Source organism: Cedecea sp. P7760 (assembly GCF_013386425.1).
GTDB classification, from domain to species: Bacteria; Pseudomonadota; Gammaproteobacteria; order Enterobacterales; family Enterobacteriaceae; genus Cedecea; species Cedecea selenatireducens.
The window spans coordinates 24,549-47,433 of record NZ_JACARU010000019.1; the positions used below are offsets into that span (position 1 = coordinate 24,549).

General features: G+C 54.4%; 26 protein-coding genes. 16 read left to right on the forward strand and 10 right to left on the reverse strand.

Features of this window, described 5'->3' with window-relative positions; translation table 11 throughout:
- The first annotated feature begins 4 nt into the window (after nt 1–4).
- From HX778_RS08020 to HX778_RS08055, 8 genes are read left to right on the forward strand one after another with little or no spacing between them, the layout of a single operon-like run.
- On the forward strand, nt 5–475 hold the full coding sequence (locus HX778_RS08020) for a phage tail protein (protein WP_176981728.1): 471 nt from the start codon (nt 5–7) through the stop codon (nt 473–475).
- Nucleotides 465–1,103, forward strand: a complete 639-nt coding sequence (locus HX778_RS08025; RefSeq protein ID WP_176981729.1) for a phage virion morphogenesis protein — start codon at nt 465–467, stop codon at nt 1,101–1,103. The genes HX778_RS08020 and HX778_RS08025 overlap by 11 nt, the downstream gene beginning before the upstream one ends.
- Nucleotides 1,100–1,681, forward strand: a complete 582-nt coding sequence (locus tag HX778_RS08030) for a phage baseplate assembly protein V (protein WP_176981730.1) — start codon at nt 1,100–1,102, stop codon at nt 1,679–1,681. Before HX778_RS08025 ends, HX778_RS08030 begins: the two co-directional genes overlap by 4 nt.
- Nucleotides 1,678–2,046, forward strand: a complete 369-nt coding sequence (locus HX778_RS08035) for a GPW/gp25 family protein (protein ID WP_176981731.1) — start codon at nt 1,678–1,680, stop codon at nt 2,044–2,046. The genes HX778_RS08030 and HX778_RS08035 overlap by 4 nt, the downstream gene beginning before the upstream one ends.
- Complete coding sequence (locus HX778_RS08040; RefSeq protein WP_176981732.1) at nt 2,033–2,929, forward strand: baseplate J/gp47 family protein; 897 nt, start codon at nt 2,033–2,035, stop codon at nt 2,927–2,929. The genes HX778_RS08035 and HX778_RS08040 overlap by 14 nt, the downstream gene beginning before the upstream one ends.
- The gene (locus tag HX778_RS08045; protein ID WP_176981733.1) at nt 2,922–3,536 is read left to right on the forward strand and encodes a phage tail protein I; all 615 of its coding nucleotides are present in this window, start codon (nt 2,922–2,924) and stop codon (nt 3,534–3,536) included. Before HX778_RS08040 ends, HX778_RS08045 begins: the two co-directional genes overlap by 8 nt.
- Nucleotides 3,526–4,530, forward strand: coding sequence for a phage tail protein (locus tag HX778_RS08050; protein ID WP_176981734.1), 1,005 nt, complete (start codon nt 3,526–3,528; stop codon nt 4,528–4,530). The genes HX778_RS08045 and HX778_RS08050 overlap by 11 nt, the downstream gene beginning before the upstream one ends.
- The gene (locus HX778_RS08055) at nt 4,530–5,126 is read left to right on the forward strand and encodes a tail fiber assembly protein (RefSeq protein WP_176981735.1); all 597 of its coding nucleotides are present in this window, start codon (nt 4,530–4,532) and stop codon (nt 5,124–5,126) included. The genes HX778_RS08050 and HX778_RS08055 overlap by 1 nt, the downstream gene beginning before the upstream one ends.
- 153 nt (nt 5,127–5,279) lie before the next feature.
- On the opposite strand, the gene HX778_RS08060 is transcribed toward HX778_RS08055, so the two are convergent.
- From HX778_RS08060 to HX778_RS08085, 6 genes are read right to left on the reverse strand one after another with little or no spacing between them, the layout of a single operon-like run.
- Complete coding sequence (locus HX778_RS08060) at nt 5,280–5,768, reverse strand: phage tail protein (RefSeq protein ID WP_176981736.1); 489 nt, start codon at nt 5,766–5,768, stop codon at nt 5,280–5,282.
- A 14-nt stretch (nt 5,769–5,782) separates the two neighbouring features.
- A complete protein-coding gene (locus tag HX778_RS08065; RefSeq protein ID WP_176981737.1) occupies nt 5,783–8,749 on the reverse strand; it encodes a phage tail tape measure protein in 2,967 nt (988 codons plus the stop codon).
- Complete coding sequence (locus tag HX778_RS08070; protein WP_032424037.1) at nt 8,736–8,891, reverse strand: GpE family phage tail protein; 156 nt, start codon at nt 8,889–8,891, stop codon at nt 8,736–8,738. The genes HX778_RS08065 and HX778_RS08070 overlap by 14 nt, the downstream gene beginning before the upstream one ends.
- Nucleotides 8,892–8,896: 5 nt before the next feature.
- Nucleotides 8,897–9,214: a phage tail assembly protein gene (locus HX778_RS08075; RefSeq protein WP_176981738.1), complete on the reverse strand. Its 318-nt coding sequence runs from the start codon at nt 9,212–9,214 to the stop codon at nt 8,897–8,899.
- A 48-nt stretch (nt 9,215–9,262) separates the two neighbouring features.
- On the reverse strand, nt 9,263–9,778 hold the full coding sequence (locus HX778_RS08080) for a phage major tail tube protein (RefSeq protein ID WP_176981739.1): 516 nt from the start codon (nt 9,776–9,778) through the stop codon (nt 9,263–9,265).
- Entirely contained in the window at nt 9,779–10,960 is a 1,182-nt protein-coding gene (locus HX778_RS08085) for a phage tail sheath family protein (RefSeq protein WP_176981740.1), read from the reverse strand. It abuts the gene before it with no gap.
- A gap of 152 nt (nt 10,961–11,112) precedes the next feature.
- On the opposite strand from HX778_RS08085, the gene HX778_RS08090 reads away from it, so the two are divergent.
- The 4 genes from HX778_RS08090 (at nt 11,113) to HX778_RS08105 (ending at nt 14,221) form a co-directional block, all read left to right on the forward strand.
- A complete protein-coding gene (locus HX778_RS08090) occupies nt 11,113–12,249 on the forward strand; it encodes a phage late control D family protein (RefSeq protein ID WP_370527373.1) in 1,137 nt (378 codons plus the stop codon).
- 39 nt (nt 12,250–12,288) lie between these two features.
- Nucleotides 12,289–12,537 carry an ogr/Delta-like zinc finger family protein gene (locus tag HX778_RS08095; protein ID WP_176981741.1) on the forward strand — a complete coding sequence of 83 codons (249 nt, stop codon included), beginning with the start codon at nt 12,289–12,291 and terminating at the stop codon, nt 12,535–12,537.
- 327 nt (nt 12,538–12,864) lie between these two features.
- Nucleotides 12,865–13,569 carry an alpha/beta hydrolase gene (locus HX778_RS08100; RefSeq protein ID WP_176981742.1) on the forward strand — a complete coding sequence of 235 codons (705 nt, stop codon included), beginning with the start codon at nt 12,865–12,867 and terminating at the stop codon, nt 13,567–13,569.
- Between the two features lie 76 nt (nt 13,570–13,645).
- The gene (locus HX778_RS08105; RefSeq protein ID WP_052049034.1) at nt 13,646–14,221 is read left to right on the forward strand and encodes a UPF0149 family protein; all 576 of its coding nucleotides are present in this window, start codon (nt 13,646–13,648) and stop codon (nt 14,219–14,221) included.
- 41 nt (nt 14,222–14,262) lie between these two features.
- Here HX778_RS08105 and ftnA read toward each other — a convergent pair whose 3' ends face one another.
- The gene (gene ftnA, locus HX778_RS08110) at nt 14,263–14,760 is read right to left on the reverse strand and encodes a non-heme ferritin (RefSeq protein ID WP_038481694.1); all 498 of its coding nucleotides are present in this window, start codon (nt 14,758–14,760) and stop codon (nt 14,263–14,265) included.
- A gap of 349 nt (nt 14,761–15,109) precedes the next feature.
- Between ftnA and HX778_RS08115 the strand changes: the two genes are divergently transcribed.
- The gene (locus HX778_RS08115; protein ID WP_176981743.1) at nt 15,110–16,291 is read left to right on the forward strand and encodes a NupC/NupG family nucleoside CNT transporter; all 1,182 of its coding nucleotides are present in this window, start codon (nt 15,110–15,112) and stop codon (nt 16,289–16,291) included.
- 43 nt (nt 16,292–16,334) lie between these two features.
- On the opposite strand, the gene HX778_RS08120 is transcribed toward HX778_RS08115, so the two are convergent.
- The 3 genes from HX778_RS08120 to yecR all read right to left on the reverse strand — a co-directional run bounded on the left by HX778_RS08120 (nt 16,335) and on the right by yecR (nt 18,529).
- The gene (locus HX778_RS08120; RefSeq protein WP_038481697.1) at nt 16,335–16,772 is read right to left on the reverse strand and encodes a DUF3574 domain-containing protein; all 438 of its coding nucleotides are present in this window, start codon (nt 16,770–16,772) and stop codon (nt 16,335–16,337) included.
- On the reverse strand, nt 16,772–18,046 hold the full coding sequence (locus HX778_RS08125; protein ID WP_176981744.1) for a hypothetical protein: 1,275 nt from the start codon (nt 18,044–18,046) through the stop codon (nt 16,772–16,774). The genes HX778_RS08120 and HX778_RS08125 overlap by 1 nt, the downstream gene beginning before the upstream one ends.
- 141 nt (nt 18,047–18,187) lie before the next feature.
- Complete coding sequence (gene yecR, locus HX778_RS08130) at nt 18,188–18,529, reverse strand: YecR family lipoprotein (RefSeq protein ID WP_038481702.1); 342 nt, start codon at nt 18,527–18,529, stop codon at nt 18,188–18,190.
- A gap of 340 nt (nt 18,530–18,869) precedes the next feature.
- Between yecR and HX778_RS08135 the strand changes: the two genes are divergently transcribed.
- The 3 genes from HX778_RS08135 to HX778_RS08145 all read left to right on the forward strand — a co-directional run bounded on the left by HX778_RS08135 (nt 18,870) and on the right by HX778_RS08145 (nt 22,868).
- Nucleotides 18,870–20,027 (forward strand): methyl-accepting chemotaxis protein, encoded by a 1,158-nt coding sequence (locus tag HX778_RS08135; RefSeq protein ID WP_038481705.1) that lies wholly within the window; start codon nt 18,870–18,872, stop codon nt 20,025–20,027.
- Between the two features lie 233 nt (nt 20,028–20,260).
- Nucleotides 20,261–21,850: an ABC transporter substrate-binding protein gene (locus HX778_RS08140; RefSeq protein WP_176981745.1), complete on the forward strand. Its 1,590-nt coding sequence runs from the start codon at nt 20,261–20,263 to the stop codon at nt 21,848–21,850.
- A 64-nt stretch (nt 21,851–21,914) separates the two neighbouring features.
- Nucleotides 21,915–22,868 carry an ABC transporter permease gene (locus tag HX778_RS08145; RefSeq protein WP_038481711.1) on the forward strand — a complete coding sequence of 318 codons (954 nt, stop codon included), beginning with the start codon at nt 21,915–21,917 and terminating at the stop codon, nt 22,866–22,868.
- Nucleotides 22,869–22,885 lie beyond the last annotated feature (17 nt).

Genomic DNA, 22,885 nt, shown 5'->3' on the forward strand with positions numbered 1-22,885 from the left:
CGTCATGCTTAAAGCCGACTCCCTGCGTGAAACCCTGACCAGGGCAAACAAATGGTGCAGAGCCAATCCTGAAGCTTTCACTGTTTTTGTGGAAGAGGGGAACATTGAGACGACCGGCGAGACGCCTTCGTTTATGTACCGCTATACCCTCGTGCTGTTTGTGATGAATTTTGCCGGTGATATTGATGATTTCACGCTGCCGCTTATGGCCTGGCTCTGGCACAACCAGCCAGACCTGTTGTTAAACCCGGAGAAGAACCGGGACATTAAATTCACGACAGTCATCAACAACGACGACACCGCCGACATTCTGTTCGAAATGCCAATACGTGAGCGCGTCAGGGTCACGCTGGATGAAAACGGGATCCCCCGCGCTGAGCATTTGCCGGAACCTAAACCCCGCATTGTTTCTGACGGGGATGACTGGCGGGGCATCTTTGATGCTGTGACGTGGGAGGTGGACAGTGAGCAGTGATTTGTTCCGCGAACTGGATCAGGTATTCAGCGACATACTGGCGGGCGCTTCGCCGTCCGGGCGTATGCAGACAGCCCGTGCCGTTGGGCAGGCGCTCCGCCGCAGCCAGCAGCAACGCATCAAAGCCCAGCAAAACCCGGAAGGCTCACCCTATGCGACACGTCGCCGCAGGGTACTGCGTTCACAGCAGGGCATTGTTTTCGTCTGGCAGGGAGAAGTTCGTCGCCTCAAGAACTGGCACGGTGGGCGTGGAAAATACGGTCGCACCATTACCGGCTTTGACGAAGAGCGCGGCGATATTCGCACGTTTTATCGCAGCGACATTGAACGCTATATCGAAATTAATACGCGCTCATTACGCCGCAATACCACGAAGAAAGTACCGATGTTCCAGCGTCTGCGTAACTACCGTTTCCTCAAGATGCGCGCTGATGCAACCGGGGCATCCGTGGGTTATGACGGCGTGGCCGCACGGATTGCCCGCGTGCACCAGTACGGGCAGCGCGATCAGGTCGGGACAGGGGCGTTTGCTAAATATCCGGTGCGTGAGCTGTTGGGCTTTACCGGCGCTGATGAACGTACGATTACGGAACAGGTGGTTAACAGCCTGGGGAGTGCCACCCGATGAGTGCCGAACTGCTCCGCCTGCTGGAGAATATTCTTCGTGTAGGCGTCATTATCGCGGTCGATGAGGAACGCTGGCTTGTGCGGGTGCAAAGCGGCGAGCTTCAGACCGACTGGTTACGTTGGAATACAACGCGTGCCGGAGCCTTCAGTATCTGGATACCGCCTTCAGTCGGTGAACAGGTCTGGCTGGGCTGTATTGGTGGCAACCCAGAAACGGCGGTCATTATCGGCAGCTTGTACAGCAGCGATAACCCTGCCCCTGGCGGGAGCCTGCAAGAAGTCGTGCTGACCGCGCCAGACGGTGCGTCGTTTCGCTATGACGCCAATGCGGGCGAGCTGGAAGTCAAGGGCGTTAAGAGCGCGCATATAAGCGCATCCGTCAAAGTTACGCTTGATACCCCCCTGGTGGAGTGTGCGGGCCATTTGAAAACGCAGACATTTGAAGCGGTGAAAGGCGGCACGATGAAGGGTGATATTTCCCATTCTGATGGCTCGCTTTCGTCTAATGGCGTGACGCTTCACTCACACGTACATGGCGGTGTGCAGGGTGGCAATAGCAACACCCAGGGGCCGCAATGACAGTGCGTTATACAGGGATGAACCCGAACAGCACCGGCCAGCTTACCGATACCGATCAGCTGTGGAATTCAGTACGCGACGTGCTGACCACGCCGCTGGCAAGCCGGGTAATGCGCAGGGATTACGGTAGCCTGCTGCCGGACCTGCTTGATTCGCCGCAGAACGAAACAACCCGCCTGCAATGCATGAGCGCGGCGGTGATTGCCCTGGCGATGTGGGAACCGCGTATCGCCCTGAATGGCATCAATATCAGTTATTCAAAGGATGGTGCTGTTAACGCTGAGCTGGTCGGCATTATCACCGAAACCATGCAGACGGCAGGCACAACGCTAACGATCAGGAGTGGCAGCAATGGCAACCGTTGATTTATCGCAGCTACCGCAGCCTCAGATTATCGAAGTTCTGGACTTTGAAGTCACTCTCAGCGAGGTCAAAACCGTCATGCTTGCGGCATTCCCGCAGGAACAGCAGGCATCCGTTGCCGCCGCGCTGGAGCTGGAGTCGGAACCGCTGAACGTGATCGCCCAGGTGGTTGCCTACCGTGAAATGATGCTCAGGCAGCGGATTAATGACGGTGCAGCGGCGTGCATGTTGAGCCATGCCGTATCGTCCGATCTTGATAATCTCGCAGCAAACCTGAACACCGAACGTCTGATCATCACCCCGGAGACGGCAACCACTGACGCGGTAACGGAAAGTGATACGTCATTGCGACTACGTGCGCAGGCCGCATTTGAAGGGCTGAGCGTGGCGGGGCCAACAGGTGCATATGAATATTTTGCCAAAAGTGCCAGCGGCAAAGTGGCGGACGCCAAAGCGATCAGCCCATCGCCAGCCGTGGTGGTGGTTTCGGTGCTGTCCACCGAAGGTGACGGCTCCGCCAGTGCGGAATTGCTGGCTACCGTCGACAAGGCGCTTTCTGCCGATGATAAGCGGCCGGTCGCTGACCGTCTTACCGTGCAGGCGGCGGAAATCGTGAATTATAAGATTAACGCTCTGCTCTATTTCTACCCTGGTCCGGAGTCTGAGCCCATTCATAACGCTGCGCAGCTCTCGCTTCAGTCCTGGCTGAAGGCACAGGGAAAAATTGGCCGTGATGTTGCGCGTTCCGCCATTATGGCGGCGCTACATGTTCAGGGTGTCCAGCGGGTTGAAGTGCTTGAGCCTGCCAGCGATATCGCTACTGATGATACGCAGGCGGCGCGGTGCGAATCCTTTGCTATCGGTAGCGGGGGAACGGATGAATAACAATATGCTGCCGCCTTCAGCCAGTGGCTTTATGCGTAACACAGAGAAAGTGACGGAACGGATCACCGGCACCCCCGTTAACCTTCGTAAGCTGTGGAACGCGGATGAATGCCCTGTCGACCTGCTTCCCTACCTTGCCTGGGCGCTGTCCGTTGATCGCTGGGATAAAAACTGGTCGGAGCAAACTAAACGGCAGGTGATAAAGGCGGCCTGGTTGGTTCACCGCCAGAAAGGCACGATTTCCGCTTTGCGCCGCGTCGTCGAACCGTTCGGCTTTCTTCTGCGTGTGATCGAATGGTGGCAAAGCGGCGAAGAGCCGGGAACCTTCAAATTAGAAATCGGCATTCAGGACCAGGGGATAACAGAGGAAACCTATCGGGAGCTTGAACGCCTTATTGACGATGCCAAACCGAGAAGCCGTCACCTTACCGGCCTGTCTCTTTCATTGCAGGCCCAGGGGTACGCAACGGTAGGCGCCGGTTGTTATATCGGCGATACGCTGACCGTTTATCCCTATTTCCCTGAAACCCTATCCGTGGGCGGTGGCGACTACACCGGCGCGGCAGTCCATTTAATTGATACTGTGGAGATCGCAAGTGGCGACTAAATATTTTGCCCTGTTAACCAACATAGGGGCGGCAAAGCTGGCAAACGCCACGGCATTGGGTGCACAAGTTGAGATCACCCAGATGGCTGTGGGTGATGGCAATGGCGTGTTACCCACGCCAAACCCGGCGCAAACTGCGCTTGTGCATGAACAACGCCGGGCACCACTGAATATGCTGACCATTGACCCGGTAAACATCAGCCAGATTATTGCCGAGCTGGTGATCCCTGAGAATGTCGGCGGGTGGTGGGTTCGCGAAATAGGGTTGTTTGATAAAGACGGCGATATGATTGCGGTCGCTAACTGTGCTGAAACCTATAAGCCGCAGTTACAGGAAGGTAGCGGGCGCGTGCAGGTCATCCGTGTGATCCTGATTGTCAGCAGCACCGAGGCGGTGACGCTGAAAATCGACCCGTCCGTGGTACTGGCAACCCGTAAATATGTTGATGATGCTGTCATAGAAGTTAAGTCATATATTGATCGGCAGCTGGCGGTGCATATTGCCGCGGATGATCCACATACGCAGTATTTGCTTGAATCGGATTTTGATAAATATTTTCCGGCAGGTTTTCCGCTTCCGTGGCCGAAGGTAACGCCGCCAGACGGCTGGCTTAAATGCAATGGTGCAACGTTCGATAAAGCTAAATATCCTCTCCTGGGCATGGTTTATCCCTCGGGGGCACTTCCTGATTTACGCGGTGAGTTTATTCGTGGCTGGGATGATGGTCGCGGCATTGATGCCGGTCGTGCTCTTTTGTCTGCTCAGGCGGGGATGATAGAACGCCACGAGCATAAAGTTCATCGTCGTCAGGATGATGCGTTTGTTAACCAGTCGCCCAACGCCGACAGCCCCGGAGCTGATCATTTGTCTATTGTTCATTCGAAGACTGTAATTCCTGGCGGCGATGTCGATACGCTATACGCAACCCCTACAGGGGGAAGCGAAACAAGGCCCCGCAACATTGCATTTAACTACATCGTGAGGGCTGTATAATGACGAAAGCAAAATTAAACGACGAACTTATTGCTACGGTGGCCGGGGAAATTGCCGTATTTAATTACGATGGCGATACACGCGAATATCTTTCTTCGTCCTTTGAATATCTGCCCGTTGGCGTAGGTATTCCTGCTAACTCATGCGTTGACGCACCCGGTGAAAACAAAGTGGGTTTAGCTATTTGCCGGACAGCGGATTTTACCAGCTGGGAATACGTCGCCGATCACCGTGGTGAAAAGGTATACAGCACTGAATCAGGTGAGGCGGTAATCGTTGCTTTACCAGGCAATTACCCGGAAGGCACGACCACACAGGCACCATACACACCTTATGATAAGTGGAACGGTACTGAGTGGGTGACTGATGCTGAAGCGCAGCACGCGGCAAATGTGGAAGCAGCAAAGCAACAGAAAGCCGCCTTACTGATTGAGGCGCAGGCAACGATCAGTCTTTGGCAGACGGAGCTACAATTAGACATTATCAGCAATGAAGATAATGCCAGGCTGATAGCTTGGATGAAATACATCAAGGCAGTGCAGGCGGTGGATACGTCCAAATCACCTGATATCAACTGGCCGGCGAAGCCTGAATAAAGCCTGATTCCGGCACGCACTGCCATTTCTAACGGTGTTGGCCGTGCGTATCGAGTACAGCTATTTCTGACAGTGCCGCAGCAATGCCAGCTATAACAGTGTTAGATAAAAAAGAAGCGGGCGATTGCCCGCTTTAGTTTTATGTGGGTGATGTCAGAACAGGCCAGAAAGCTTACTGCTGGCAGCGTTAAAGGCAGACGTGGCTTTATCTTTCAGGCCTGAAAGCAGGTCGCCAACCGACGACGCTTGGAGACGCTCGCGCAGGTCTTCATCACAGCGCTGGAAACTTATCGAAAACTCTATTTTTTTCGCCTTTCCGTAACGGTCAAACTCTGTGTGTGTCGCCTGTAGCCCGGTCAGCACATACATCCCGTAAATCTGCCCAGCACCACTGATGAGCGGCCAGGGTCGCCCGGTGTAAGCCTGCGTCGCCAGCAGCGTGAGAGATACATCGCCGCCCGTAATTTCAGGGTAAAGTACACCGTTCAAATTCACCTGCGTTTCACCAGCGCCAATGTACTGCCATTTAGCCGATCGGTTGATGCGATCATTTTTGACGTGGCGCCAGTTCAGTGAATGTTGAAGTTGCTGATAAGGCAGCGTCCTCAACTCAAATACAAACATTCCGTATACCATCATCATGGTGCTGTCCTCTCTTAATCTCTGTCTTTGAAACTGCCCCGGCTGAGCCGTTCACGGCGGGCCAGCTCTGCATTTACCGCATCGGCGGCTATCCGCCCGATTTCGCGCGCGTCCTGCCGGTCAACACCGTGCAGGTGAACATGAATTTCACCCGTAAAACCGCCACTGACAGCTGGCGCGCTGCTGGCACCACGGCTGACAGGCTGAAGTTCAGCCTGCCTCACGGGCAAGGAAGCCGCGACCACGGCAGGACGGGCACTTAATCCGCCTGCCGTAGTCGTGCTGGCAAGGCGCGATTCCTGCCACTCTCCACGGACGGCCAGGGCGCGAGGCAGGTTCTTAAAGACGATATCGCCGGGGCCGATTTTCTTCGTATTGTCGGCTGTCGTTTTGGTGTTGTTATCAATGCTCTGCAACCGGCGCATGGTGCCGTTATCACCGGTCAGCGGTGATGCCGGTTGCGCTGCCCCAGGAGGAGGCGTTTTCACCTCAACCTTTTTGGGGGCCACCTTCGTAATATCACCCTGAAGAAGCGCTACCTTGTCCTGAAGCACTGCCATTCGCTGAGCATCTTCTATCTTCTTCCGTGCTTTCTCCGCTTCGTCAGGCAGTACACCAAGCTTCTCAAGTATCCATGCCAGTGTGTCCAGCAACATTTTCGCGGGTGCCAGGACAAGCTGTAGAGCACCACCCAGGACGTTACCGAAGATTTCACCGGCACTGGCGCATTTATCCAGCGTTTCCTTGCTGGCCTCCATCGGCGTAAGGAGCGACCTGAACCAGTTAAACACCTGGCTAATACCGTTCCCGATGGCATCAAAGACAGGGCTGAAACTCTCAAAGGTTTCACGCAGCGGGGCAAGCTTTTCCATAATTCCGGTAAAGACCCCAATGAAAAATGCCTTAATAGGATCCCAGTATTTCCAGATAAGCAGGCCCGCCGCGACAAATGCCGCGACCACTAAACCAATCGGGCTAAACAGCAGGGACAGTGCCCCGCCCAGCATTGAAACAGCAGACGTTACCAGCCCCCATAACGCTGGCAGGCCAGTCAGGCGCAGGGCAAACATCCCAATGCCTTTAGCCACCGAGCCTATTGCCGCACCGGGTGCCATAAATGCCCCCAATAGCCCGGCGCGAATGCCTGGGGTGATAAGTGATATTCCCCGGAGATTCCCGGTTAATGACGTCAGGAGCGGCCCCCATCCGCGCACGCTTGCCATCGCAGGGCCGGAGGCAGTCCCAAGGCTGCGAAGCATGGCAACCGTTCCGCCAATGCCACGCCCTCCCGTCAGCAGGGTAAAGCCCAACTGAAGCTTAGCCAGTGGGCCCATGAGCAGACCAACCGCCAGCGACGTGCCGCCAATGGCGGCGGTCAGTGCCAGAACGCTGCCGCCGACAACCAGCAGGGATTGGGCGAGCTTTGGATTTTCTTTCGCCCACTGCGTCATGTTCCCCACCACGTCACTCAACCCCTGGGTCAGGCCGCGCAGCTGGTTGTTAACCAAATCGTTGATCTGGATGCGGAAACCTTCCCAGACGCTATCAAGGTTTTTCAGGTCACCATCAAGGTTATCCGCCATTATTTTGGCGGCTTTTTGCGCCTCCCCTTTGGCGTTTTTCAGTTCACCCAGCAGCTTCTGAAGTTCACCGCTCCCGGCAGACATAACCAGCGCCTGGAATGATTTAGCTGCCTCTTCCCCGGCAATGTCCTTGAAGAACGAGAGCTTGTCGGTATCGCCGTACTTGCTGATTTTTTTATAGAGATCGGTGAGAACCACTTCAGCAGGGCGCATTTTCCCCGTGGCGTCAGCAACCTCTACGCCCAGCTCTTTCAGGGCGGACTTTGCTTTACCTGTAGGCGCGGCAAGGCGGGAAAATGTGGCCTGCAATCCTGTCCCGGCGATACTGCCGCGTAGGCCCACGTTTGCCATCACGCCGATCATGGCGGTTGTCTGCTCGACACTGACGCCAAGGTTAGAGAGCCCCGTCCCCGCGTACTTCATTGCCTCGCCAATATTTTGCAGGTCGGTGTTGGTTCGCGTGAAAGCGCCGGTCAGAACGTCACTGATGCGATCCATCTCTTTTGGATCAAGCCGGAACTGAGACAGGATGTTTGAGCTGATATCGGCACTTTCGCCCAGCTCCATACCACCGGCCAGCGCCATATTCAGCACGCCAGGTAACGCTGCCTGAATAGCCTGCGGTGTGAAGCCGGCCATCGCCAGAAAAGCCTGCCCGCTGGCGGCGTCAGTTGTGGTGAACTGCGTTTCAGCCCCCAGCTTTTTAGCCTGATCTCGCAGTGCAGAGAAGTCGGTAGATTTTTTATCTATACGGGTGAGCGCCTGCACGCGGGACATTTCACGGTCAAAATTCACGGCGGGAGATAAAAAACGTCCGGCAACATAGCCGCCCGCAGTGGCCCCGGCCAGCGCCATCGTGCCACCGCCGCGAAGCTTGCCCGCCGTTTGCTGCATTCGGTCATAGCGCGCCCGTGCCTGCGTGACAGCGGCCAGCTGTCGCCGTTCCCGCTCAAGTGTCTGGTTGTACTGTTCGGTGCGGCGGATTGCGCTCTGAATCGTCCGGTCACTGCCGACCAGTGAGACACCATGGCTGCGCAGTGCCTGCGAGGCAGCACGTAGCTTGACCATTTCCTGGGTACGTGCCGAGTTAAGACGCTCCAGCTTTGCCGCCAGCGCGGCCATATGTTCCCGTTGCCTGTCTGTGAGCTGCGTGCCTTCCCGCTGTGCTTTATTCAGCCCTTCATAGGCCCGGCTGGCGTCGTCGATTTTGCGGGAGGTCTTTTGCACACTGTCACGCAGACGGTTGAACGTGCGGGACTGGCTGTCCAAATCTTTAATGCTGGACTGCGTTTTTTTGAGGGATTCAGATAAACCGCCCGCACTCTGGCGGGCGGCATTGACCGGGCGGGTAAGTTTATCGATCGCGCTGAACGCGACGCGGATATTAAGGCTTTTCACTGTCACTGGCTCCACTTCGGACAGCCGCCCGCTCACGCCAGGCTATGACTTCGCCCAGCTCCATCGTGAAGACTTCAGAGGGCGGCCAGTTAAAAACAACGGCGATATCTGCAACCAGATCGTCAATCAGGTCAAATCGCAACAGCGTTACTGATTCTCCGTCTCCGCCTCGTTCGGTGCTCCAGACCCCGCAGGCGTCAAAAAAGGGACTAAGGCTTCAGACAGGCTCACAAAATCGCGGGTGTCCATTTCGTTAACTTCCGTCAGCTTCAGACGTGGTGACGTGACGCGGGTCAGCAGTATCGCAACCGAATCCACATCCATATTCATCACGTTGACCAGCTTCAGGCCACGCAGAGATCCGGCCTGTTTGATTTCGTCGGTGATCGTAATCTGAGTAATTTTTTCCTCGCCACGGACAACAGGTTTTGTTAGCGGGATGGCGTTATCAGTTTTCTTGCTCATTGTGGCGTGCTCCTGGCGGCACTGACGTGCCACCGTTTATCAGGTTAATCAGTTGCCCATGCCCAGCGCAGACATGATGCGGTCAGGGTAGATGTTTTTGCCGTCTTTCTTGTAGATGAAGTTCAGCAGGTCAAACTCAAACATTGGCTTATCGTCAATAGAGAGCTTGTAATAAGTATTCTTCATGGTGTAGCTGACTGAGGTGTCTTCACCCTGCTTGCTCTCGCCGCCGTCCATTTCGGTAATGCGGCCGCGTAGCTCAACCTCAACGAGCAGGCTTTCGCCATCGGTGTAATACTCACCGGCAAAACGGAAGCGGGTTTCGTCAATGTCGCCGCAGTAGTTGAGCAGCAGGGATTGCACCAGGCCACCAACCACCATCGTGGTATCCAGTGCGCCACCGTCCAGACCGAGATCCACGGCGGCGGCGCCAATCATCCCGCCCCCCTGAAAATCCTCAGTCTTGCGCGTCAGCTTTGGTAGCGTCACTGACGTCACCTTGCCGATGCAGTTGCTGCCGTTCACAAAGCAGGTGAACAGGCGCAGTTTATGAGGGACAGCCATTTATGCACCTCCCAGCGAAGAGAACGCGGGTTCAAAGTATTCATCGGTGAAGGTCTGATACATCGTCAGATCTTCCATCGGCGGGACAGACGTGTATTTGTAGCGAATGCGCACCTGGCCCTGACTAAGGCCGGTTGTCGGGTTGTCGACAATATCAAACCAGCATTCACCACCAATTAATCGCCCCAGCGTGACAAGCGAGCTGAGCTTGCCGTTGATACCACTGACAACGTCTTTGACGTTGGTCGGGGTTAGCGGGGCATCAACATCCTCGAATTGGGCTTCAGCAATGCTGTCAGCCAGAATCTGCGCAGTACGGGTGAACACTTCAAAGATATAGTCTTTGGTGTCCGTGGTGCGGTTGCCCCAGAAGCGGAAACCATTACGCTTAATAAGCGTGGTGATCTCCTTGTTATTCAGTTCGTTGGCGTCGCTGTCTTCGGCCTGAAGTGACCAGAAAACATCACGCGAAATCCCCAACACGTTATTAACTGCCACGTTTGAAAGTGACTTATGCCAGCCCTGATTGTTGTCAATCAGCGAGCGCAGGCCGCACGCGTAGGCCGGCGCGGGGAACACTTCGTTTTCCCCGGACACCGGGTTGTAAGCGATAAAGTCAGGCCAGATAAGCATAAGTTCGCGATAGGCGAAGGTCGCGCGATAGGCAATAGCTTCAGCCATCGTTTTACACTCATGGCACCCGGCGTAGACGAACGCCCGCAGATTCTGCGCAATCACACACAGAGCAGAAGTTACTTCTTCCGTGTCGTAGTCCGGCACAGCCAGAATGCGTGGGCGGTAGCCGACCTTCTGTTCAGCCGTCAGGAAGGCGTACATACCGGTATAACTGCCGTCTTCTTCCGTGCCGCCCATGATGAGCTGTGCTTGTGATTTGCTGTTTTCTTCACTCTTTGCAGCTGCCACGCGCACAACAATCACTTTCGGGCTTGTCTGGTCTGAGATGGCTTTGAGCGTCTTGTACAGGGAGCCGGTCTTACCCGTCTTGCCCAGCACGCTGCTCACCCGCGTCAGTAACACGGGGGTATTCAGGGGAAAGGTTTCCGCGTCGGCATCATCCGCCACGGCAACAACCCCAATGACACTGGAATCAATGTCATTGATAGCCGTCACCAGGTCGGTATTCTCCCGGACGCGTACGCCGTGGAAACGTTGTTCAGGCATGTTTGCCACCATTACGTTATTGAGTTCGCAGTGATAATCCCTCATGTTTACCGCCCGCTCACGTCATTCAGGGTCTGGCCGGACGGTGACAACAAAAACCGGTTTGGACTCTCCCGCGCGCGTGGGATCCTCCGTCGAAATAAGGGGGAAGCATGGCATTTACAGACCTGACCGAATCAATCAAAGACGCCGCCAGCAGCTACAACGAGTCGTTGACCGACGCGGTAAAGAGTCCGGGTTTTAGCATCACGATGGGAGGCAAGGCGCTGACGCAGCTTGACGAGAGGATTTTGTCGCTGTCACTGACGGACAACCGGGGCTTTGATGCCGATCAGCTGTCGATTTCCATTGATGATACTGACGGGATGGCTGCCCTGCCGCCGCGCGGGGCTGAGCTTGCGGTGTCAATTGGCTGGATGGGAGAACCTCTGATTTATAAGGGGTTATACACGGTTGATGAGGTTTCACACGAAGGCCCGGCAGACACTATTGGCGTTACGGCCCGTAGCGCTGATTTCCGGGAAGAGTTCAACGTCAAGCGTGAAGTCTCCTGGCATGACGTGACCGTTGAACGTGTTATCTCTGCTATTGCCCATCGTTACGGCCTGAAAGCGCAGATCAGTGAAATGCTCATGAATATTGAGATTGACCATGCTGACCAGACGCAGGAAAGCGATATGTCATTCCTTACCCGCATGGCGGAAATGCTGGGTGCCATTGCCACGGTGAAGAACAACAGCCTACTGTTTATCCTGCCAGGTGGAGGTGTGACGGCCAGCGGTAAAGCATTGCCCTCTGCCAGCGTGACCAGAATGAGCGGCGACCGGCACCGTTTCCGCATTGCCGACAGGGATGCTTATACCGGCGTTCGTGCGTACTGGCTGGATCTGAATTTTGGCAAAAAGAAGAAAGTCAGCGTCAGGCGGCGTAAACCAGCCAAGCCAAAAAAAGAGAAGAGCAGCAGCCGTGAGGGCGACTACATGGAGGGCGCGGACGGTAACGTTTATGTTATGCGCAAGACATATCAGAACGAAGGCGCCGCCAGGCGCGCCGCTGCGGCTAAATGGCAACAACTTCAACGCGGTGCGGCTGAATTTTCTATCACTCTGGCGCGTGGCCGCGCCGAGCTTTACCCGGAAATGCACGTCACGGTGAGCGGTTTTAAGGATGAAATAGATAATCAGGACTGGGTTATTTCACGCGTTGAACACGTGATAGACGATAACGGCTTTACCACCCGACTGGAGCTTGAAGCAAAAATACCTGACTGGATTGCAGAAAGTGAATAAAATGTAATGGAGTTCAACTCCCACAGGGGAGCCACCATTATGTTCAGATGTCCTTTTTGCGGTGCCATGGCCCGCACCCGTACCAGCCGTAAAATTACCGATATGACAATCCGGCAATATCACCAGTGTAATAACATGGAGTGCAGTCGGTCATTCACCACACTAAACAGCGTTGAAAGAGAAGTATCAAAACGCACTGGCGCTGACAAGTTGCCGCCTGATTTTATCCCTCGCGATGCTTTTCCTGCATCCCACTACGGTAGAGATCAGTTAAATTTGGCTCTTTAAATAGTGGCAGCAGAATACCAACTATCACCCGATATCACCGTATATCATCATTAGTAAATGCCTTGTAAGTCATAACGTTATGATTTACAAGGTTCATTGATAGTTTTTAAAATCCCTCGGCTTATGGCTGTGCGGGTTCAAGTCCCGCTCCGGGTACCATGGGAATAAAAAGAATAAAATCAATGATAAGCAGTGTCGTGTAAACCACCTTCGGGTGGTTTTTTATTGCCTGCGATTTGCCTGCCTGAAATTAATCCCTTTGTTTTTTGTCCGTTTCCCTTAAAAAATGCCATGCTAAGCCATTCATTAGCACTCCATCAGGCAGCCATGAACACCACCTCCCGCCACGCTTTTGACGTTGATTTTCAGGGCCACAGGCTCCAGGCCGACAGCATATACGGCAGTAAAGGCCACGTGTTGATGATCCACGGTGGCTCAAAAGACCGTGAGGCCGGCTTGAAATACCGGCATCTGATGGCGGAGCTGGGCTTTGGCAGCACGGCGTTTGACTGCATCGGTCATGGGGAAACCGGCGGCGAGCTGTCTCATTCCTCACTGATTAGCCGTACAGAGCAGGCCAGAGCAATAGCCGATCGTTTGGGTTCTCAGCTCACCGCTTGCATGGGCGTGAGTATGGGCGCTTACAACGCGCTGCATCTCAGCAAGTTTGTTCCTCTGCATGCGCTGATCTTGATGGTGCCCGGCGTGTATCATCCTGCGGCGTATCGAGTAAATTTTGGGCCTGAATTTTCCACCATCATTCGTCAGCCGCGCAGCTGGGAAGAAAGCGATGCGTGGCAGCTTGTGTCTGAATTTAGCGGTAATGTCCTGGTGATTGCCGCCGCTGAAGATCGGGTGATTCCGGCAGAGATCCCGCCGCGGCTTTATGACTCAGCCTCGCGCCAGGGGAAACATGCCTTGTTGACGGTGCCTGATTCAGACCATAGCAGCGTGTGGCCGGCGCTACAGCACAGCCCTCAACTCTGTGATAAAACCCGCTGTTTACTGATGGAATGCCTGACGCCGACGTAATGGAACATAACCTTTCGGGCAAGGAACGGGTACAATGCGCTACATTTTTTAAAACCGCGAAATGAGGAGCCCACAGATGACCCAGGGACCGCTGAACGAAGACGAAATTATTTGGCTTGATGATGTGCTGCTGAAGTACGGCACCGCGCATTCGGTGATTGACGTGGCCGAACTGGATGGGTTGCTCACGGCAGTCCTTTCTGGCCCTAAAACGATCGAGCCTGCCACCGTGCTGCGGGCCGTATGGGGCGGTGATGTTGAGCCTGAGTGGGAGTCCAAAGAAGAACTTACCCGCTTTAACGTCCTCGTGTTCCAGCACATGAATGACATTGCGGAGCGTCTGGCAGAATATCCTGGGCAGTTTGAGCCGCTGTTTGGCACCAGCGAAGTAGACAACCGTGAAATTACGATTGTTGAAGAGTGGTGCTACGGCTATATGCGCGGTGTTTCACTGGAAAGCTGGCCTGCGCTGCCCGCTGAGCTTCAGCCTGAGCTGGATGCCATTGCGCTGCACGGGCTTATAGAGAATGAAGAGCAGTTTGAGAACCTGACGCCGGAAGCGTTTCTGGCAAGCATCGAGGCAATTAAACCTGCAGCGCTTGCGCTTTATGGCTACTGGCACAGCCAGCGCGATGGGGCTTCGCTGCACTAAAATAGAATCAGCAGGCCGTAAGGCCTGCTGACTAGGAGCAATTAAGCCTGGGTGTCCAGGGTTGCCAGCTCTTTATCAACGAAGTACAGGCCTTCGCCGCTTTTACCTACCAGGCTGAGTTTATCCAGCACGGATTTAAACAGTTTTTCTTCTTCATGCTGCTCGGCAACATACCACTGCAGGAAATTAAAGGTTGGATAATCCTGAGAAATCATTGCGGAGTGGGCCAGCTCATTTATCTGACGAGTAATTAACTGCTCGTGCTCGTAGGTGGCTTTAAATAATTCATCCAGCGAAGCATATTCTAAATACGGGGACTGAATGGCGTTAATACGCGGCATGCTCCCGGTATCATTTAAATAAGCAAACAGACGCTGCATATGTTCCATCTCTTCCTGAGCATGGCGGCGCAGGAAGGCGGCGGCCCCTTCAAAGCTGTGATAGCTGCACCAGGCGCTCATCTGCTGATAGAGCAGGGAGGAGTAGAGTTCAAGGTTCATCTGCTCGTTCAGTTTTTCAATCATTTCCGTCTTCAGCATCACAGGCTCCATAATTTGTGGGGGGCGTTAATATGGCGCTACTTTAATTATTTATTTTCCCGAATGCAAAGAAAATGTTAATTATATTAGTGTAATGAGAATGGTTGTTACTATTATTTTATTTGTGACGTTGCGAATTAATAATGAGAATTAATCTTGTTCCGTTTCTTTATTATACGCCAATGTAATGGGTAATAAACTCGTCATATTCTGCGGTTGAAATGATAACCATGCTAAGAGTAAGCGTATGTTGTCATTGGAAAAACTTATGGCTAAATATTCTTAAGCCCGCCATTTACCTGGCGCAGGAGGTGTGGCTAAATACGTTTCTTTCAAAACTAGACTGCACATGAATATTCTTCATTTTCTTCTCGCACTTGTTGTCATCATGGGGCTGGCGTGGCTGGTGAGCTTCGATCGTAAAACCATCCGTGTCCGCTATTTGTTACAACTTATCGTTATTGAAGGCCTGCTGGCTTTCTTCTTCCTGCACTCCGACAGCGGGCTGTGGGTGATTAACGGCGTGTCCGGTTTCTTTGGCCACCTTCTGACCTTTGCCGGACAGGGCAGTGATTTCGTCTTCGGCGGAATGAGCAAAGCCGGGCTGGCCTTTATCTTCCTCGGCGTGCTGTGCCCGATAATCTTTATCTCTGCGCTGATCGGGATTCTTCAGCACTTCCGCATTCTGCCTATTATTATTCGCATCGTCGGCACGCTGCTTTCAAAAGTGAACGGCATGGGCAAGCTGGAGTCGTTTAACGCCGTCAGCTCGTTGATTCTGGGCCAGTCAGAAAACTTCATTGCCTACAAGGGCGTGCTGGGCGACCTGAGTTCTCGCCGCCTGTTCACTATGGCCGCCACGGCAATGTCCACCGTTTCGCTGTCGATCGTCGGGGCCTACATGACGATGCTGGAGCCGAAGTACGTGGTGGCTGCGCTGATTCTGAATATGTTCAGCGCCTTTATTATCCTGTCTATCATCAACCCGACTCGTCCGGGCGCTGAGCCAGAAATTAAGCTTGAGAAGATGCACGAGTCGCAGAGCTTCTTCGAGATGCTGGGGGAGTACATCCTCGCGGGTTTCAAGGTAGCGATGATTATTCTGGCGATGCTGATTGGTTTTATTGCGCTTATCAGCGCCGTTAACGCGCTGTTTGCCACGGTCTTTGGCATGAGCTTCCAGCAAATTCTTGGCTACGTGTTCTATCCGTTTGCCTGGCTGGTGGGTATTCCTCAGGCGGATGCGCTGAAGGCGGCCGGAATTATGGCAACCAAGCTTGTGGCTAACGAATTTGTGGCGATGATTGAGCTGCAAAAGATCATGGCAACGCTGTCGCCGCGTGGCCTCGGGATCCTGTCCGTCTTCCTGGTGTCGTTTGCTAACTTTGCTTCAATCGGGATTGTGGCCGGCGCCATTAAAGGGCTGAATGAAAAGCAGGGGAACGTGGTTTCTCGCTTTGGCCTTCGCCTGGTTTACGGCGCGACGCTGGTCAGCCTGCTGTCGGCGGCGTTTGCCGGCCTGGTACTGTAAAATAAAACGGCGGGGAAACCGCCGTTTGTTTAACGAAGAACGATCAGAATGCGGCACAGACCGGCTGGTCAACGCGCATCACAGATTCCTGCGCAAAGCGGGTTTTATAGATAGCACGCAGCTCGTCAACCTTCTTACTGCTCTCAGCATCGCTGCCGCGGATCAGCATAATCGCCTTGCTCGGTTCGTGCGTCACTTCGCCTTTCGCATTCAGCCACTGGCCTTTGGCGTCATACTCAGTCAGCCCTTCGCGGAAGCGTGGGGTGACGTCTTTATCCACAAAGCTACGCCACTCGTTCGCGGTAATTATCGCGCCGGATGGGCGGCTAATGCCGAAATAGAGCGTGGTTTGCGTCATTGCGTCGCCGACCTGGCACTGCTTAGCCGGGGCCGTAACCGCCGTGGTCGTTTTTGCCGGGGCCACACAGCCCGCCAGCACCAGGGCTAATGCCCCTGCAAGTGTTGCTTTATAAAATGCCATTATCCACCTGTCTTACTGTCATCATCATTATTAAAATTAAGTGCGGAATGATTCCGCCGCGCTATCAAATTACAATTTGGTGTTTTTCGCAAGTCACCGAGCATCAACAGGGCAAGAATAATCCCGGTGATGCCGCTCCCGAGCAGCACCCACTGCGCGGGGAAGCGATCTGCAATCATCCCGGTGACTAGCGGGACGACGAGCGTAAGACCCAGCTGCAGGCGCCAGCTGGAGGCCATTGCCGCGCCAACCTGGCCGGGGGGAAAGCTGTCCATCACGTTAAGCGTTGCCACCAGATAGAACCAGTTGCTGAACAGGTGGGCGATAACGATAAGCGGCACGGCAATCCACAGGCTGCCTGACACAGCGACGGTGAAATAACAAAGCGTGAAAAGTAAGAGCGCCAGCATCAGGGGTAACGTGGCGCTGGCGCGGTAACGCACCTGTTTCTCGCTGAGAACCAGCGGCGCTAAGAGCTGCCCAACGCTGCGGGCAAACAGCAGAATGAGCCCGTTGTCGGTGTTATCGCCAGGCAATGCGGGCGCAAGTGCCGGGAGCAACGCCATCACCGGAGCCCCAACGAGCGCCAGGCTGGGCAGCAACAGCAGGCTGCGTTTTTGCCCCGGCGGCAGTCCGCGCCAGCTAAACCTTTCGTCTTGAGCGGACTCCTGTTCCTCGTCACTCTGCGTGGTAAACGAGACGGCAGCTCGCCATAGCAAACCGGTCGCGAGGGTGAAGCTGAGCGCATCCATCAATAGCATAAGCCAAAGGCTGATATGGCCGTACAGCAGCGTGCCTATGCCAACGCCGAAAATCACGTTGGCGGCGAATACCAGCGTTTCAATTCCGGCGGCAGCGGGCATCAGTGTTTTGGATAATCCTTGTTTGAAGAGCTGGCTGAGCACCGGCACCGTCATACCTGTGCTAAACGCCGCCGCGGCCTGGCTTAACAGCAGCATCGCCGGGTGGTCAACCAGTAGCGCAATGCCCGGCAGGATCAGGCCTGCGAGGCCCAGTACCTCGCCGAGAATAAGTACGGAAAACGCCGGCCAACGTTTTAATAACCACACGCCAAAGAAGCTGGCGGGTAAGCCGGGAGCGAGGGCGAGCACGTAGGCGAGAGAAAGCCAGGCGGGCGTGGCATGGCTGTTTAAAAGTTGGCTGAAGACCAGAACGTAGGTCAGGCCGTTGCCAATCGATGAAAACAGCAGCGCAAGCCCGAGTAGCGTGAACCAGCGGTGCTGGCGCAGGGCGCGTAGCAGCAAAAGAATCATGGTAAGTTCCTGATGAATAAACAGCGTCAAGCCGCCGTTTTTGAAAACGGCAGCGCGAGAAAGTTATCGTCAGGAAGGGTTACATTGGCGTCAGGATTCTCTTTGGCTGGATGTCACTAAAAATAGAGAAATTTTCAGGAATTACCAGTTACTGGTGACGCCCGCATACTGTGGCCCGCTCACGCCACGGCACTGGTACTCCAGCACAACCTGGGTATTCAGGCAAAGAGTGCCGCTGTAGGTCGTACAGGTTTTGACGTCGCTGCCGTAAGGGAGCGCGCTGGCATAGCCCCACTGCTGGCACTGGCGCGAGGCGGTTGACTGTGCGAGGAACTTGTCCACTTTGGCCGTCTGAAGCGGCGGCAGGTTATAGGCGAGGCGAACAACGCCGGCTGGCTCGTTAGCGTTGAGCGGGACGGGCGTTTTGCTTACGGTGCATCCACCCAGGAACAGGGCGGCAACGGCCAGATAAATGCGCTTCATCTTTATTAATACCTCATGCTTAACCGCTTTTATGGTAGCACGCGGGGCGGTCAGAAAAGTCGGTTCACTGCTGTGGGTAACGGATTCTATAAATTTCGAATTTTAAATAATCCTTAATTCAAATTACGGCATAAAAACATTTCACCTAACGTAAATTCCCCACAAAATGCGCGGCGATTTTTTGATCAAATACGCGTCAAGTTTTGCTGAAACGTGCCGACAATAGCGCTACGGCGCGATTTAATTTCACTTATGCAGGTATACGAGGGAATAAATCAGGACGCGCGCCGCTAAAGCCGCACAGGAGGTGCATTTTATTTTTGACCGGGGAACCAGACAGATGAATGTGATTCGCAATATAAAAATCCGCGCGATGGTGGTGCTGATACAAGTCTTTTCGACGTTAGCCTGGATAAGCGTCGCGGGCGCGACGCTTTGGCTTTTACACAACCTCAAGCAGCAGCTCGCGCTGAGCCCGGACCAGCTGGCATGGATTAACATGGCCCAGCTGATGTTGATGCTTTCAATCGCTATTAGTATTGCGATTACCCTTTTTACCGAACGCTACCTGTGGTTTTGCCTGGTGAAGCCGGTCAATACAATCCGTAATCACATGCATGTCCTGGCGCGGGGCGAACTGGCCACGGCGCTGCCGGATTTGGGTCGTAACTGCATTGGCCTGATGGTGCCGCCTATTCAACAAATGCAGGATAACTGGGAAAAAGCGGTGAGCCGCATTCGGGACAGCGCCGATGCGATTCGCACCAGTGCCACCGAGGTTTCCGGGGTAAATACCGACCTGTCATCCCGTTCCGAGCAACAGGCCGCCGCGCTGGAGCAGACCAGCGCCAGCATGGAGCAGTTGAACAGTACGGTGAAGCTCAATGCCGACAACGCGAACCACGCCAGCCATCTCGCGCAGAACGCCACCAACACGGCGGTGAACGGTGGGGCATCGGTGAAGCAGGTGGTGAAGACAATGGATGTTATTGCCAGCAGCGCGAATAAAATCGTTGATATCACCACGGTGATTAACAGCATTGCGTTCCAGACCAACATCCTGGCGCTGAACGCGGCGGTCGAGGCGGCAAGGGCGGGAGAGCAGGGCAAAGGGTTTGCCGTCGTTGCCAGCGAAGTGCGTAACCTGGCGAGCCGCAGCGCCGGGGCGGCAAAAGAGATTGAAACGCTGCTGAATGAGTCGGTCAGCAATATTCACACCGGCTCGCAGCAGGTGAAAAAGGCCGGGGAAGCGATGGATGAGATCCTCAAGGCCGTGAAGCAGGTCAACGATATTATGGGCGAGATTGCCAGCGCATCGGTTGAGCAAAGCCAGGGGATCGGGCAGGTGGGCGTGGCCGTGCGAGAGATGGACAGCGTAACGCAGCAGAACGTTAACCTGGTGCAGAAGTCGGTGCTGTCCTCCGGCGAGCTGGAGAAACAGGCGCACCATCTGCACGATGTGGTGGCGATGTTCCGCCTGAGCGGCAGCGGAAGCTGAAACGAATGAAGTGATAAAGCAGCCAGATGGCTGCTTTTTTTACGCCTGTACGCGGTGAGGTGACGAAAATTATGTGACGCGTGCCGGTTAAATAATATTCCCTTCAGGCGTTGCGCTCAGGCGACATGCGGATAGTCAAAATTTGGCTAAGCTTATGCTTTTTAGGCACATTTACAAGCGATAGTGAGTGTCGCACTATGCGGGCTCTTATTAAGCAAGGAGTTTCTGAAGCAATGCGTAAACCTCTGGTATTGTCGGCGCTGGTCGCCGCGCTGGCCCTGGCATTAAGCGGCTGTGATGACGCCAAAAAAGAAACCGCGGCCGCACCTGCCCCGGCAAAAGAAGCAAAGCAGGGCGGCAGCCTGATTATCGGCATCACGTCCGGCGATCCGTTGGCCATCAACCCGCTGTACGCCAGCGACCGTACTACGTTAACGATTATGCAGGCGCTTTATTCGCCGTTATACAGCTACAACGGGGACAAAATCGAGTGGGGCCTGGCGGAAAGCCTGACGCCGTCTGCGGATAATCTCTCCTGGACGCTGAAGCTGAAGCCCGGCCTGAAATGGCAGGACGGCCAGGCCATTACCGCCGATGACGTGGTGTTCACCTTTAATAAGCTGCTGGATGAAAAACAACACAGCTTCTTCCGCAACATGTTTGTCTATGGCAACAAGCCTCTTAGCGTGAGCAAGGTGGATCCGCTGACGGTGAAATTTACCCTGCCGCAGGTGAGCGCCGCCTTTGCCGGTACGCTGGTGCAAATCTTCCCGATCCCGCAGCATATCTTCGACAGTGAAAAAGGCGATCTCGAAAAGAGCGCCCGCAACGAGGCACCTGTCGGATCCGGCCCGTTCAAATTTAAAGAGTACCGCGCCGGGCAGTACTACGCCCTGACGCGTTTTGACGACTACTGGAACGGTAAACCGAAGCTGGACTCGGTCACTTATCGCTTTGCGAAGGATGCGAACTCGGCCAACCTTGCGCTACAGAACGGTGAAATCAACCTTAAGATGGTTGATCCGCAGGACGTCTCTCGCCTGAAGGCCACCGGCAAGTTTGATTTTGTTATCTATCCGGAAGGCCGTCTGGCCTATATGACCTTCAACCAGAACGTCGACAGCATGAAAAGCAAGGATCTTCGCCAGGCCATTGCTTACGCCCTGAATAAAGACGATCTGGTACAAACGGCATTTACCTCACTCGACTACGCCAGGCCTGCGGCTTCTATCCTGACCCCGGATACCCTCTACCAGACCAGCGACGTTGAGCCGTACAAGTTCGATATTGAAAAAGCCAAAGCGCTGCTTAAAGCCTCCGGGCAGCCGGACGGCCTGAAGCTGCGCCTGGCGTACATCAACAGCAATAAAACCCAGGAAAGTATGGGGCTTTATATTCAGCAGCAGCTCAAGGCGATTGGCATCAACGTAGAGCTGCTGGCCCTGGACGCTAACGCGATGTCGCAGCGTAGCCAGGACATGAAGAATACGGCCTGGGAGCTAAGCCTGGGCGGATACATCATGGGGTCAGAGCCGGACGGCTATAAGTCGCTGTACATGAGCAACGAAGCCTATAACTACGCACACTATAAGAACCCGGCGTTTGATGCGCTGTGGGAGCAGGGGGCTACCGAAACGGATGCCGTTAAGCGTGCGGCCATCTACAAACAAATTCAGCAAACCGTAGCCAATGATATGGCCTGGTATCCTGTTGCCTACACCAACGCGGTAGTGGCGGTGGATAAACGTTTTGGCGGCACAAAAGAGGCGGAGCCTAAGCCTGTTTATATGTTCCAGGATCTGTCGAAGATTTATCAACAATAACAGGGAATGACCCTCGCCCTGGCGTGATCTTACGGCGCGGCGGCAGGGCGGGGGCGGTAAAAATATGAATAACCTTCTTTTCCGGCGTTTGCTGCAGCTGTTCCCGATGCTGCTTTTTATCTCGCTGGTCTCTTTTTTACTGGTAAAGCTTGCTCCGGGCGACCCTGTTCAGGCGTATATCACGCCGCGCATGAGCCCGGATGATATCGAACGTATTCGTCAAAGTATGGGCCTGGATAAACCGCTGCCGGTGCAGTATTTGCTGTGGTTGAAAAATCTGCTGCAGGGCGACCTGGGCTACTCGCTGATTTATCACCGTCCGGTGCTGACGATGATTGCCGAACGCATTCCGGCCACGCTTGGCCTGATGGGCGCGTCACTGCTGCTGGCGATTGTGCTGGCGATCCCCCTTGGGCTGCTGGCGGGCGCGTTTAAACACCGCTGGCTGGATCACGTGTTGAATCTCTTTGCCTACGTGGGTATTTCGGTACCGATTTTCTGGTTTGGCATCCTGCTGATTACCGTGTTTTCGGTGCAGCTAAACTGGCTGCCCAGCATGGGGATGAGAACGATTGGCATGGAAGATTCGTGGCTTGATGTTGTGCGCCACGGCATTCTGCCCTGTATTGCACTGACCTTTTACAACCTTTCCAGCTACGTGCGCTATATCCGATCTAATACCATTAGCCAGCTGTCCGCCGACTACGTGCAAACCCAGCTCGCCTACGGTGCGACCCGCAGTGCCATTCTGTTCCGTCACGTGCTTAAGAACGTGCTGCTGCCGGTGATTACGCTGTTTGGTCTTTCCTTTGGCGAGCTGATCGTGGGGGCTTACGTCACGGAAAGCGTCTTTTCCTGGCCGGGGATGGGGCTGCTGGGGATCCAGTCCATCACCTCCCTGGACTACCCGCTGATCATGGCCATTATCCTGCTTTCTTCTTTGATGCTGATTGCGGGAAATTTACTGGCCGATCTTCTGTATCGCGTGGCGGACCCGCGCATTAAGGCGCTGAGGTAATGATGAGCAGAAGATGG

What these genes read in the sequence shown, in the direction of transcription:
- HX778_RS08100 (WP_176981742.1), top strand. Translation starts at nt 12,865, where the DNA reads ATGAACACCACCTCCCGCCACGCTTTTGACGTTGATTTTCAGGGCCAC.
- HX778_RS08085 (WP_176981740.1), bottom strand. Translation starts at nt 10,960, where the DNA reads ATGCCTGAACAACGTTTCCACGGCGTACGCGTCCGGGAGAATACCGAC.
- HX778_RS08135 (WP_038481705.1), top strand. Translation starts at nt 18,870, where the DNA reads ATGAATGTGATTCGCAATATAAAAATCCGCGCGATGGTGGTGCTGATA.
- HX778_RS08035 (WP_176981731.1), top strand. Translation starts at nt 1,678, where the DNA reads ATGACAGTGCGTTATACAGGGATGAACCCGAACAGCACCGGCCAGCTT.
- ftnA (WP_038481694.1), bottom strand. Translation starts at nt 14,760, where the DNA reads ATGCTGAAGACGGAAATGATTGAAAAACTGAACGAGCAGATGAACCTT.
- HX778_RS08105 (WP_052049034.1), top strand. Translation starts at nt 13,646, where the DNA reads ATGACCCAGGGACCGCTGAACGAAGACGAAATTATTTGGCTTGATGAT.
- HX778_RS08080 (WP_176981739.1), bottom strand. Translation starts at nt 9,778, where the DNA reads ATGGCTGTCCCTCATAAACTGCGCCTGTTCACCTGCTTTGTGAACGGC.
- HX778_RS08140 (WP_176981745.1), top strand. Translation starts at nt 20,261, where the DNA reads ATGCGTAAACCTCTGGTATTGTCGGCGCTGGTCGCCGCGCTGGCCCTG.
- HX778_RS08145 (WP_038481711.1), top strand. Translation starts at nt 21,915, where the DNA reads ATGAATAACCTTCTTTTCCGGCGTTTGCTGCAGCTGTTCCCGATGCTG.
- HX778_RS08060 (WP_176981736.1), bottom strand. Translation starts at nt 5,768, where the DNA reads ATGATGATGGTATACGGAATGTTTGTATTTGAGTTGAGGACGCTGCCT.
- HX778_RS08095 (WP_176981741.1), top strand. Translation starts at nt 12,289, where the DNA reads ATGTTCAGATGTCCTTTTTGCGGTGCCATGGCCCGCACCCGTACCAGC.
- HX778_RS08055 (WP_176981735.1), top strand. Translation starts at nt 4,530, where the DNA reads ATGACGAAAGCAAAATTAAACGACGAACTTATTGCTACGGTGGCCGGG.
- HX778_RS08030 (WP_176981730.1), top strand. Translation starts at nt 1,100, where the DNA reads ATGAGTGCCGAACTGCTCCGCCTGCTGGAGAATATTCTTCGTGTAGGC.
- HX778_RS08125 (WP_176981744.1), bottom strand. Translation starts at nt 18,046, where the DNA reads ATGATTCTTTTGCTGCTACGCGCCCTGCGCCAGCACCGCTGGTTCACG.
- HX778_RS08115 (WP_176981743.1), top strand. Translation starts at nt 15,110, where the DNA reads ATGAATATTCTTCATTTTCTTCTCGCACTTGTTGTCATCATGGGGCTG.
- HX778_RS08020 (WP_176981728.1), top strand. Translation starts at nt 5, where the DNA reads ATGCTTAAAGCCGACTCCCTGCGTGAAACCCTGACCAGGGCAAACAAA.
- yecR (WP_038481702.1), bottom strand. Translation starts at nt 18,529, where the DNA reads ATGAAGCGCATTTATCTGGCCGTTGCCGCCCTGTTCCTGGGTGGATGC.
- HX778_RS08120 (WP_038481697.1), bottom strand. Translation starts at nt 16,772, where the DNA reads ATGGCATTTTATAAAGCAACACTTGCAGGGGCATTAGCCCTGGTGCTG.
- HX778_RS08090 (WP_370527373.1), top strand. Translation starts at nt 11,113, where the DNA reads ATGGCATTTACAGACCTGACCGAATCAATCAAAGACGCCGCCAGCAGC.
- HX778_RS08075 (WP_176981738.1), bottom strand. Translation starts at nt 9,214, where the DNA reads ATGAGCAAGAAAACTGATAACGCCATCCCGCTAACAAAACCTGTTGTC.
- HX778_RS08045 (WP_176981733.1), top strand. Translation starts at nt 2,922, where the DNA reads ATGAATAACAATATGCTGCCGCCTTCAGCCAGTGGCTTTATGCGTAAC.
- HX778_RS08040 (WP_176981732.1), top strand. Translation starts at nt 2,033, where the DNA reads ATGGCAACCGTTGATTTATCGCAGCTACCGCAGCCTCAGATTATCGAA.